Annotated in this window: 12 protein-coding genes; 6 read left to right on the top strand and 6 right to left on the bottom strand. The window is 67.1% G+C overall.

All coding sequences use genetic code 11. The features are described from left to right. Positions 1-287 precede the first annotated feature (287 nt). A complete protein-coding gene (locus ETD83_RS34440; RefSeq protein WP_171064602.1) occupies positions 288-1370 on the bottom strand; it encodes a Kelch repeat-containing protein in 1083 nt (360 codons plus the stop codon). Positions 1371-1394: 24 nt separating this feature from the next. Further along, the gene (locus ETD83_RS34435) at positions 1395-2378 is read right to left on the bottom strand and encodes a tyrosine-type recombinase/integrase (protein WP_171064601.1); all 984 of its coding nucleotides are present in this window, start codon (positions 2376-2378) and stop codon (positions 1395-1397) included. Positions 2379-2743: 365 nt separating this feature from the next. Here ETD83_RS34435 and ETD83_RS34430 point away from each other — a divergent pair, with 365 nt between their 5' ends. Then, positions 2744-3379: a class I SAM-dependent DNA methyltransferase gene (locus ETD83_RS34430; protein WP_205718037.1), complete on the top strand. Its 636-nt coding sequence runs from the start codon at positions 2744-2746 to the stop codon at positions 3377-3379. A gap of 25 nt (positions 3380-3404) precedes the next feature. Here ETD83_RS34430 and ETD83_RS34425 read toward each other — a convergent pair whose 3' ends face one another. After that, positions 3405-3998, bottom strand: coding sequence for a dihydrofolate reductase family protein (locus tag ETD83_RS34425; protein ID WP_205718036.1), 594 nt, complete (start codon positions 3996-3998; stop codon positions 3405-3407). 173 nt (positions 3999-4171) lie between these two features. Between ETD83_RS34425 and ETD83_RS34420 the strand changes: the two genes are divergently transcribed. Genes ETD83_RS34420 through ETD83_RS34410 form a run of 3 tightly spaced genes read left to right on the top strand, consistent with a single transcriptional unit; the run spans position 4172 to position 5447 of the window. Next, positions 4172-4507: an ArsR/SmtB family transcription factor gene (locus ETD83_RS34420; protein ID WP_138649387.1), complete on the top strand. Its 336-nt coding sequence runs from the start codon at positions 4172-4174 to the stop codon at positions 4505-4507. After that, positions 4504-5010 carry an SRPBCC family protein gene (locus ETD83_RS34415; protein ID WP_138649386.1) on the top strand — a complete coding sequence of 169 codons (507 nt, stop codon included), beginning with the start codon at positions 4504-4506 and terminating at the stop codon, positions 5008-5010. Before ETD83_RS34420 ends, ETD83_RS34415 begins: the two co-directional genes overlap by 4 nt. Continuing rightward, positions 5007-5447 carry a VOC family protein gene (locus ETD83_RS34410; protein WP_138649385.1) on the top strand — a complete coding sequence of 147 codons (441 nt, stop codon included), beginning with the start codon at positions 5007-5009 and terminating at the stop codon, positions 5445-5447. Before ETD83_RS34415 ends, ETD83_RS34410 begins: the two co-directional genes overlap by 4 nt. A 42-nt stretch (positions 5448-5489) precedes the next feature. Here the strand turns inward: ETD83_RS34410 and ETD83_RS46330 are convergent, their stop codons facing one another. The 3 genes from ETD83_RS46330 to ETD83_RS34390 form a co-directional block, all read right to left on the bottom strand. Continuing rightward, positions 5490-5921: a TniB family NTP-binding protein gene (locus tag ETD83_RS46330; RefSeq protein WP_205718035.1), complete on the bottom strand. Its 432-nt coding sequence runs from the start codon at positions 5919-5921 to the stop codon at positions 5490-5492. Continuing rightward, a complete protein-coding gene (locus ETD83_RS34400) occupies positions 5918-6325 on the bottom strand; it encodes a hypothetical protein (RefSeq protein WP_205718034.1) in 408 nt (135 codons plus the stop codon). The genes ETD83_RS46330 and ETD83_RS34400 overlap by 4 nt, the downstream gene beginning before the upstream one ends. A 310-nt stretch (positions 6326-6635) precedes the next feature. Then, positions 6636-7934, bottom strand: coding sequence for a serine/threonine-protein kinase (locus tag ETD83_RS34390; RefSeq protein ID WP_171064600.1), 1299 nt, complete (start codon positions 7932-7934; stop codon positions 6636-6638). A 371-nt stretch (positions 7935-8305) separates the two neighbouring features. Between ETD83_RS34390 and ETD83_RS43050 the strand changes: the two genes are divergently transcribed. Together ETD83_RS43050 and zwf are read left to right on the top strand one after the other, a co-directional pair. Further along, a complete protein-coding gene (locus ETD83_RS43050) occupies positions 8306-8467 on the top strand; it encodes a hypothetical protein (protein WP_171064599.1) in 162 nt (53 codons plus the stop codon). Positions 8468-9594: 1127 nt separating this feature from the next. Next, the coding region (gene zwf / locus ETD83_RS34385) for a glucose-6-phosphate dehydrogenase (RefSeq protein ID WP_138649383.1) at positions 9595-10860 on the top strand (1266 nt) is incomplete at its 3' end.

Genomic DNA, 10860 nt, shown 5'->3' with positions numbered 1-10860 from the left:
ATAAGAGACAGCCCCCTCGGCACCACCGCGCGACCGGCGGCAAATGAGGGCGTTGCGGCGGAGGGTGGCAAGGGCTGCGACTTCTGGGTGCCGGTTTGTTGTGTCAGGCGTTTGCTCATCAGGCGGTTCTCAGGATGGAACATGGCCTCGGTCTGGCGCCGTGCAGCAGGGACCGGCAACCTTTCACCACTCCTATGATCTTGCAGCTTTACGGGCAGGACGACGGATTTCAATCTGGGCCGGGTTGAACTCTTGGGCTTTGTCTGGCGAACGGTCAGGACCGAGGCCTATTGCAGATCACGGGGTTGGAGGGATAGCGCGTCTACGTTCGCTATCGGCGAGAACTCACCGTTCTGCCGAACGACGCCACCAATCGTCAGGACGGCTCCATTGGCCTCAGTGGCACAGTCATGTGATGCTCGGGCGATGGGAAGCAGGATCTTCAGCAGTGTCCACCGGCCCGTGCCGAGGTCAAGGACCTCGGTGGTACGCCTGGGGCCGACAAGTTCGCCGGCGGGGGTGAACTCGGCTCCGCCGACGACGGTGAGGATCCGTCGTTTCCCGACCGTCGTCTCGACCGCGCAGGTCAGGGAACGAGCCTCGATCATCGGGTTCATGGTGCGCCATCTGTTGGTCCTGGGGTCGTAGCGCTCCACCGTGGTCAGCGACTTGACCTGTTCTGCTGACCCGCTCACCCGATTGTCGCCTCCGATCGCATACAGGTAGCCTCGCGCAGCCACCAGCTTGAATCTTTCCCGGGCCGTGGGCATAGGGGCGACGGAACTCCAGGTACGCTTCCCAGGGTCGTAGACGATCACCGAGTTCGTGAACTGGGATCCGGGGATTTCCCCGCCGGCCACGTAAAGCAGGCCACCAAGGGCTGCTGCTGCGGGGCCACCGCGTGGCTGGGGAAGGCGAAGACTCCTGGCCCAGCGGCCCGACTGCGGGTCGTAGGTCTCCACGGCGTCCGATGGACCAGATTTAGTGAAGCCACCGACCGCGTACACCAGCCCACCTACCTCGGCGGTAGCCAGGTTGCCGCGCGCAGTGGGCAGGCGCTTCAGGTAACGCCAGGTCCCAGTGCCCTGTGTACGGCGGGCTTCGACGACATCCAGATCCTTGTCCCTGAGCGGGTCAGTCCCGCCTATGGCCAGAATGTGCCTGCCCACCTTCGTCACGCTCAGCGCGTCGCGCGCCTGCTGGAGTGCGGGTCTGGCAGTCCATTGACTCCGATGGCCCGCCTCGCCTGGGGCCGGCTCAGGTCCAGGGCCGGATCTGGCTGGTGCGGCGAGGACACCGACAAGCATCGCAGGAATCAATCCCAGCCCCAGGAATCGACCAATTCGCCGCACGCCGGCAAGGGTCGCCATCCAGCCCAGCATGTCGCCGCCCTCTCAGGTCACATCCAGCCCACAGGCCTCGGCAGAACTCATTCGCGACGCCGTACTCACACTCGACCGCGCGCTTGTCGGACGTCTTGTTGCGTCCCAGGCGGCCTTCGCGAACAGGAAATTCAGTATGCGCTTCCGTTGCTTCGGAAAACAAGAATTGATCGCGACAAGTACTATCAAGCGACCTGCGCTCACAGGCGCCGTATCCCAGAGATCAGACGCAGCAGAACATCCTTTCTCGGCAGACCTGCGCGTACCGATTCGCGGTCTTTGGTTCAGGTGCCGGAGGCCGTGTGGGCGGCGAGGAGGTGGTTGGTGGCGGTCGAGATTGTTGCGGGCTGGGTCGTAGCGCATGGTGCGCGGGCCTGCGTGGCGTGCGGCGATCTGCACGTCGCGCAGGTCGACGCCGGCGTCGAGCGTGGGGGTGACGAGGGTGTGGCGGAGCATGTGCGGGTGCATCCGCGGCAGCCGGACGACGGATTGGGCCGCGAGTCGGCGCGGGCGGCGGGTTGCGGCGTGCCGAACCATTCGGGTCCCGCGGGTGTTGAGCAGGATCGGCCCGCTGGTCCGGTCGCCGGTGGCGTGGTCGATGGCTCTGCCGACTGCCGGCGGGAGGGGTATCAGCACGATCCGGGTGCCCTTGCCGATCACGCGTAGGACTCGGTGGCCGTGTTCCTCGCCCAGGTCGTCGATGTCGGCGCCGGTGGCCTCGAAGATCCGTAACCCGAGGAGCCCGAGCATCGCGACCAGCGCGAAGTGGTTGTGGTTGGCCGAGGCGCATGCAGCTGACAGCAGAGCCTCGAACTGCAGATGGGACAATCCGAGCGTTGGCGATTCCGGCGCTACGTTCGGGCGACGGACATGGTCGGCGGGCGAGTGTTCCAGAACTCCGTCGATCACGCAGGTCCGGTAGAAGCCGACCACTACTGACAGCCGCCGGGACACGGTCGAGGGCCGGAACCGGCGGACCTCCTGTAGCCAGCGCACGTACATCTCCACATGCGCGCGCCGTACCGCTACGCGCGCCGTACCGCTAAGGGCTCCAGGTGCCGTTCGGCGCACAGGTCAGGTGGATCCGCAGGTCCGACTCGGTGTGCATGCGTGAGTCACCCTTGTATCGGGCCAAGTAGACCAGCGTCGCCACCCGCAGGATGTCCCCACCTGCGTTTCCAGCGCCAGGCGTCGCTCCCAGAAGCTCATCGAACGAAGTCATGCCTGCGACGTTGCGCCCGCACCGGGCGCAAGACCAGACCAGCCACACGCGGCATGAGCGGACAAGGTGCGCGGGTCATTCGGCGGCAACCTCTACGACTCAAGTGGTTCGAAGGGGCTACGGTCCTTTGATGACTTGGTTGACCGATACCCGAAACGTCTACGACGCCCTCGCTGTCGGCTACGCCGACGAGACCCGCGACCTGCTCGACAGGCTGCTGCACGTTCGCGCGGGGGTCGTGCTGTTCGCCGACCTGGTCCGCGCGATCGGCGGCGGGCCCGTCGCCGACGTGGGCTGCGGGCCGGGGCACACCACCGCCCTGCTGCGGGAGCTGGGCGCGGACGCGTTCGGCATCGACCTGTCACCCGCGATGATCGAGATCGCCCGCCGCGAGCACCCCGGCGCGCGGTTCGAGGTCGGTTCGATGACCGACCTGGAGCTCGCCGACGGCTCTCTGGCCGGTGTGCTCGCGTGGTGGTCGCTGATCTACATCCCCGACGAGGCGGTGCCGGGCGTGCTCGGACAGTTCCACCGGGTCCTGCGGCTGGGCGGGCTGCTGGCCGTGGGATTCCACGTCGGCGACGAGTCAAAGATCGAGACGAGCGGTGACGGCGACCAGCCCGTCCAGGCGTATGTGCACTACCGCCGACCGTCCCGCGTGGCCGACTGGCTCCGCCAGGCGGGCTTCACCATAGAGGCGCAGCACCTGCTGAACCCCGACGAGCCGAAGCCGGGCGCGATCCTGTTCGCCCGCCGCCCCGCGGCCCCCCGGTAACCTCCGCCATCGGGCTTGCCCGCCACTACCTGCCGGCCAGCGCGTCCGACCGGCGGCATGAGAGTGCGTGTCTTTGGGCGGTGTCTGGCGTTACCTGAGGTTCTGCGTCGCGCGGCGATAGATCAGGTGAGTCACGCCGATCCCCTTCGATGATCTCCGCCGGGTCGAAGCCGATCGGCGCTGTGTCGCCAAGCCCGGTCAGCATGGGTGTACCGGCACCGAGAACCACCGGCACGATGTCCATCCGCAGCTCGTCGAGCAGGCCGGCTCTCAGCGCGTCGGCCACGGTGCCGCCGGGGCCGACACCGACGTCGCGATGCCCTGCCACCTCACGGGCCCGCGCGATCGCGTTCTCCACGCCGTCACTGACGAACGTGAACGGCGTCGTAGTGGCCTCCCAGCCGGCCGGCGGTGGACGGTGGGTGACGACGAACACCGGCACGCCGCTCGGGTGCCGCCCATTCCAACCCGCGGTGAGGTCGAACAGGTTGCGGCCGACGACACAGGCCCCGATCCGCTTTTGGAGTTCACGCAGGTACCGGGCGGTCGCCTCGGAGGTGAGGTAGGTCAGCCGGTCCGGATCGGCCGTGGGGTAGCGACGGTACCGGCCGTGCACCATGCGAACAGCCGGTCGAACCCTGTCTGGCCAGGCCCGGAGATGTCCCCGTCCAGCGAGACCGACGCCTGTGTGAAGACCCTTCCCATGGTGCCCCCAGAGTGTTCGCGATCTTGACAAACCCGGACTCTGGCACATATAAAACCATCAGGTTATCGAACCGGAGGGTTATCGACATGGTTGCAAGCGACACGCTGGACGCGACGTTCGCGGCACTGGCCGACCCCACCCGGCGGGCCATCCTGGCCCGGCTCGCGACCGGTGATGCCACGGTCACCGAGCTGGCCGCGCCATTCGCGATGAGCCAGCCAGCCGTCTCCAAACACCTGCGGGTGCTTGAACGAGCCGGCCTGGTCAGTCGCGGCCGCGACGCGCAACGCCGGCCGTGCCGGCTGGTGGCCGAACCGCTCAGGACGGCCACGGACTGGCTGGCCGACTACCGCGACTACTGGGAAACGAGCTACCAGCGACTGGATGCCCTGCTGGGCGACCTGCAGGACGGCGAAACGTGACATCTCCACACCCCGGCCTCGGGCTGCGGGTCGTCGCGTCCGGGACCACCGACCTCGTCCTCACCCGCACATTCGCCGCTCCCGCGCCGCTGGTCTTCGCCGCGCTCACCCAACCGGAACTGCTCCGCCGCTGGCACGGTGCCCGCGGCTGGCGGCTCACCGTCTGTGAGGTCGACCCGCGCCCCGGCGGTGCCTGGCGGTTCGTCTCCACCGGCCCGGCCGGCGCCGAGATGGAACTCCATGGGCTGTTCCGCGAGGTCGTGCCACCGGTGCGCCTCGTACAGACCGAGATCCACCGTGACTGGGCCGACGGTGAGGCACTGGTCATCACCGTTCTGGACGAGACAGACGGACGCACCGCCATGACCGTCACCGCGCGATATTCCTCGTCCGAGATCCGCGACGCGGTCGTGCGCAGCCCGATGGAACTCGGCGCCGGCGAAGGATACGACTGTCTTGCCGCCCTACTCGCCACCCTCATCCACGAAAGGCGCCGTCCATGACCGACACGCCCACCCCCGCCAACGAGATCCCCAAGGATTCCGGCAACCCACCCGTGCCGCCCGGCAAGCTGTTGCTGGAGCTAGTGCCGGTGCCGGTCACCGATATCGAACGGGCCAAAGCCTTCTACCAGGACCAGCTCGGGTTCCGCCTCGACGTCGACGTCAACCCGAAGCCCGGTATCCGCATTGTCCAACTCACCCCACCCGGCTCGGCATGCTCGATCACCCTCGCTGAAGGTCTCCCCACCCTCGACATGCCTCCGGGAACACTGCGCGGTCTGCACCTGGTGGTCGCCGACATCGAGGCATCCCGCGCTGAACTCGTCGAACGCGGCGTCGAGATCAGCGAGGTCGACGACCTCGGCGGAGTGTTCTACGCCTACTTCGCCGACCCCGACGGCAATACCTGGTGCCTACAGCACATGCCCTGGCGCTGAACCCGAACATGACCTTGTTCTCCGGTAGCGCAGCGGTCGACGTCACCGCCACGCACGGCCTGGACCAGACCCCGGCCGCGTTCGACGACCTGCGGGCCGAGAGCGGCCGGGCGGTCTACGACGTGCGGCGCATTCACCACCCGCGCCGCGGCGACCCGACCCGACCCGACCCGGTGCCGAGCAGCCCCAAGGAGGCGAGATCGGCGGGTGGGTGCGGCGGAACTTCTCCACGATCATCGACGTGCCGTTGTTGGTCGGGCCGATCAGCAGCAGGTTCGGCATCCGCTGCTTGGCCGGCCACGTCAGCAGCTCCTCCAGCCGGGTGATGACGCGAGTGGCGCCGGTGTAGCCGATCCACCTGTCCGCCCGCACGTAGGCCAGCCGCTCAGCCGCGGGGAGCCGCGCTACACGACGGGCCGCCTCATGCAGATGGGTCAGATCCTCCGGGTCGCCGACCTCCAGCTCTCCGGTCACCACTGCTCGATCACCTCGAACGGCTGGGCGGATGCGTCGGCCGCTCGATCACCCTCACCGGCTGGCAGCGTTACCGGTGCCGGTACCGGCCAGGCTGGTACGGCCGAGCGGCGCTGGACCTGCCGCCGCGCCTTGCGGGTGGTGGCGGCCGCGGTGTCGGTGATCTGCCGCATCTGCTCCACCATCGCAAACAGCGCGTGCTCGTCGACCTGGTCGCGGCCGCTCTCACGCAGCCGAGCGACCGCGGCGCGCTGTTCCCACACGCTGATCGGCGGCCGTGACAGCGACCGGTAGGGCACCTGCACGTAGGCGTCCCCGTCCGGGTCCGGAGCCCAGATCCGGGAGATGTCGCGGGGGTCGCGGCGTCGTACGAACTTCTCCAGCCGGTCGCGGCGGGCGATCACGGTCTGAGCGCGTCGCTGAAGTACTGGACGTGGTCGATGGTGAACCCGGTCTTGAACCCAAGGACGCCACCGCTCCGGCACGGCTCAGTGCATTCGGCGTGATGGGGCGAGGATACCGGTGATCTCGGCGACGGCTTCGCCGCCGGGGCGGGTGTAGCGCATGGCGGTGCGGGCTTGTGCCGGGTCTTGGCCATGATGAGCTGGAGCGGGACTTTCTGCTCGCCGAGGTGGGTGGCGGCGGAGCTTGCGTGAGCGGGCTGGCGTCCAATGCTTGGGGCACTCGAAGGGCGAGCAGTCACGGGTGACTCTCCTAGCGTCCTTGCTCCTTGAGTAGGACGCCGAGGTCGCTTCGGATCCAGAGGGTTTCGGGATGGTCCGGCCCCAATACCCGCAACCGACCCTCCAACGCGGTACGAAGGTGACGCTCAGCTTCTGGCAACTGCCTCAGCCCCACAAGCAGGCCACCGAGATTGTGATGGGCCCAGAGGGTTTCAGGGTCGTCAGCGTCGAGCACCCGCAACCGTCCCTCCAAGGTCGCTCGAAGCTCAACCTCCGCCTCCGCAAGCCGCCCCAGACCCCACAGCAGACGGCCAACCTCCTGACGACTGGCCAAAGTCTCGGGGTGATCAGCCCCCAGAACCCGCAACCGACCCTCCAACGCGGCGCGAAGCTCGTACTCGGCGGACGTCTTTCCCTCTACACGGGTGGCCTGGTTCTGCGGCGACGTAGAGGGCTCCATGGCGGTCACACTTCTGGTCTGTCCGGTGCGGTCGGTCTCCACAGCTGTGGTTTGGGGAGATGCAGGCTGATGCCCGAGCAGGGTGAGGAGGACCTCGGTGGCGGTGGGGCGCCGGCTGGGGTCTTTGGCCAAAGCGGCTGCGATCAGGTCTTGGAGGTGTTCGGGTATTCCGTTCAGGTCGGGTTCGTGGTTGACGATCCGCCACATCATGGCGTGGATGGTGTCACCGCCGAAGGCGTGTCGGCCGGTGGCCGCGTAGATCATGGTGAGGGCCCAGGAGAACAGGTCTGTGGGGAAACCTATCCGGCCACCGGTGATCTGCTCCGGCGACATATAGGCGGGAGTGCCGATCAGCCCGCTGGCATCGGTGGCGACGGTGTCCAAAGCGCGGGCGATACCGAAATCGATCACTCTCGGCCCGTCCGGACCCATCAGCACGTTGTGGGGCTTGAAATCCCGGTGCATGATCCCGGCCTGGTGAATCGCCGATAACGCCGAGGCCGTGCCGACCGCCAGCCGTTCCAATGCTCCCTCGTCGCGCGGACCGTCGCGGGCGATCAGATCCTTGAGCGACTCACCAGGAACATACTCGCTCACGATGTACGGGGTGGTCCCGGCGGTGGCGACCTCCAGCACTCGCGCGGTGCAGAACTGGGCGACCCTGCGGGCGGCCTGCACCTCTCGCACAAAGCGTTCGAGGGCCGTGCCATCACCGTTGAACCGGCTGTGCAGGACCTTCACCGCCACCTGGGTCCCGTCCGGAGCCTCACCCAGATAGACCGAGCCCTGACCACCCTCGCCAAGAACCCTGATCAGCCGATACCCGCCGAGCTCGGTGGGAGCACCCTGCGACCATGAGGCCCGAGACACGCCACAACCTCCGCAGGTCAACTACGGGACACGGTCATCTCACCACAGTTGGACGGGAGACAAGCAACGCTGGTTCGGAAGCGAAACAGAAGTCTGCCCTTGCAGCAACGACGCTGGCCGGTCGGCCGAGCCGGGACCGGCCCGGAGAGGCCGCACGCCTGGCAGCGACATCCCCACCATCGTTTATCGGCCGATGGGGCCAGGCACTGGTGTCACCTACGTTGGCAACACTCCGCGCACCTACTTCGAAGATGAGGAAGAAGCCTCGGCGCCCGCCGGCACAGCTTGCGAAGCAGCAGGATCGGCCACCTGGTGGGAACAGGCTGCACGGCGCGTCGGCGAGGCCGCCCGCGAGGCGAAGGGAACGCCAATTGGCGGCCTACCTCGCAGCGGACATGGATCCGGGAGAGATCGACGTAGATGAGGGCGAAGACGTCGACCAACTCGACGATGAAGAGAGCTTCGTGGAGCTGGGAACCGGTCGTTTCCTCGCCGCGCCGGACCTGCCGGTCCCTGCGGACCTGACAAGGTGAACCCAGAGCGGAACCACGATCAGTCCCAGGATCGCCCACCCAACCAACACTCGACCGCCGGCAGGAATGGACAAACGGCCGCAGTACAGGACGTTCGCAAGTTGTGGGGTTCTGGTCTTTGGTCCTGTTCAGGGCTGAGGCCACCGGATGATCATGTGGCGCTAGCGTTTGATCACGGTCCGCATGTGGTCATGTGCTGGTGACAGGAACGCTGGCGGGTCAGGCTGGTCGCCAGGAGAGCGGCCGGTTTCACAGGCATCGACGGTCACGCAATGGGCGGGCTGACGGGCGCTGGACTCCTGCACGGGTCCCGTACTGCTTCGAGTCCGGAGAATTCTGCTCTGCGAGGCTTTGCGCCGCTTCGAATGAGGTTCCCACCGCGGAACGGGGAGGCTTCATGCGCGTGCCAGCCACCGTGATCCTCATTCTGACACTCGTCGCCTGCGGGGGCGGCACGGGGCCTCGCCGCCGGCGACACCCTCGACCAATCCGTCCACCCTCACCACCACACCCTCGGGCACCCCGCCAGCCGTTTCCTCGCCACCAATCAGCTCGGAGCCGCCGACCGGCAGTCCGACATTTCCGGCTCAACTCGTCGCCATTTGGGAGAGCAGCGAAGGAGACGCCACGATCGTGTACCGCTTCTTCCCGGACGGCCGCTATGGCAACGTCTCGATTCTGACGCAGCCCCGGCCTCCGTACGGAATCTTCGAGTTCCGCATCCAGTCCACGGGAATCGCGCAGATCGAGGACGACACGCTGACACTCCAGCCGCGAGAGGGGACCAGAACGCTCAAAGACCCAGAGGACCCGAGTCGTAACGGTCCGTCGACCATTCCACCAACAGCAGGCCCGCAGCGCGACCGTCAAGCTCGTGCCCCGCTGAGCGGGGTCCGCGTGGTCACGGTCCCTCCGCCAACACAAACCTCCATGCACCATGATCATTAATGGGCGAGGCGCTCGGCCGTGGCGAGTGGCAGGCATCGGCACGGAACAACACGCCAACCGGGATGGATGGAGACGGGGCGACACGTTCTGACCATGACCGAGCGCTATGCGACCCGCGGGACGCTTGTTCTCCGGATGGCCGAGGCGTCAAGCTGTGAGCCGAGGAGAGGGGGCCGGCGATGGAGCGAGCCGACGCGATGGTGCTGTTCGGGATCACCGGGAATCTGGCGTACAAGATGCTGCTGCCGGCGTTGTACCAGCTGACGGCGGACGGGGTGCTGGACCAGCCGATCGTGGGGGTCGCCAAGACCGACCTCGACCTGGCCGGGCTGCGAAGTCGGGCCCGTGAGGCCTGCGAGGCCAAGCACGACAAGGTGGACGACGCGGCGTTCGAGAAGTTCGCCGGGAACCTCCGGCTCGTCGCGGGCGACTACACCGACGGCGCCACCTTCGATGCGATCCGCAGTGAGGTCGGCGATGCGGGATTCCTCACTCACTATCTTGCGGTTCCTCCTTCGCTGTTCGCGACGGTCGCCGAGGGCCTGGCCAAGGTCGACCTGAACAGGAACGCCCGGATGGTCGTCGAAAAGCCGTTCGGCAACGACCTGGAGTCGGCGCGGGCGTTGAACGCCGAGTTGCTGAAGTTCTTCGACGAGGACCATCTGAGGCGCGTCGACCACTTCCTCGGGAAGGAGCCGATCGAGGACCTGCTGATGTTCCGGTTCGAGAACATGCTCCTGGAGCCGATCTGGAACCGTCACTACGTCGACAACGTGCAGATCACGATGGCCGAGGACTTCGACGTCGCCGACCGAGGCTCGTTCTACGACGCCAACGGCACGATCCGCGATGTCGTCCAGAACCACCTTCTGCAGATCCTCGCGCTCCTGGCCATGGACACGCCGCCGTCGACCGACTCACGCGCCTTCATCGACGAGAAGTGGCGGGTGCTGCGCGCCGTCGAGGCCGTCGCGCCCGGCGATGTCGTCCGCGGCCAGTACGACGGCTACCTCGCCACCGAAGGCGTCGGTGAGGGTTCGACCACCGAGACCTACGCCGCGCTGTGCCTGCGCATCAACAACTGGCGCTGGGCCGGCGTCCCGTTCTACATCCGCTCCGGTAAGGCACTGGGCACCACCGATCTGGAAGTGGTCGCCCAACTCCGCACCCCGCCCATCAGCTTCTTCGACGGCGCCCCAGAGCCCAATCTGATCCGCTTCCGCATCCAGCCCGATGCGGGGGTCACATTCGACCTGCTCGCCAAGGTCCCCGGGCGCGACAGCACCCGGCAAGTCCCGCTCAGCGTGGACTTCACCAAGGTCCTGGGCCCGATGGAAGCGGCCTACCAGCGCATCCTCACCGACGCGATGACCGGCGACCCCCGCCGCTTCGTCCGCTTCGACCTGGCCGAAGAATCCTGGCGCATCATCCAGCCCGTCCTCGAC

It is taken from the genome of Actinomadura soli (assembly GCF_005889715.1).
GTDB classification, from domain to species: domain Bacteria; phylum Actinomycetota; class Actinomycetes; order Streptosporangiales; family Streptosporangiaceae; genus Spirillospora; species Spirillospora soli.
The sequence above is the reverse complement of the archived record's forward strand: the minus strand, read 5'-3'. Positions and strand labels throughout refer to the sequence as shown.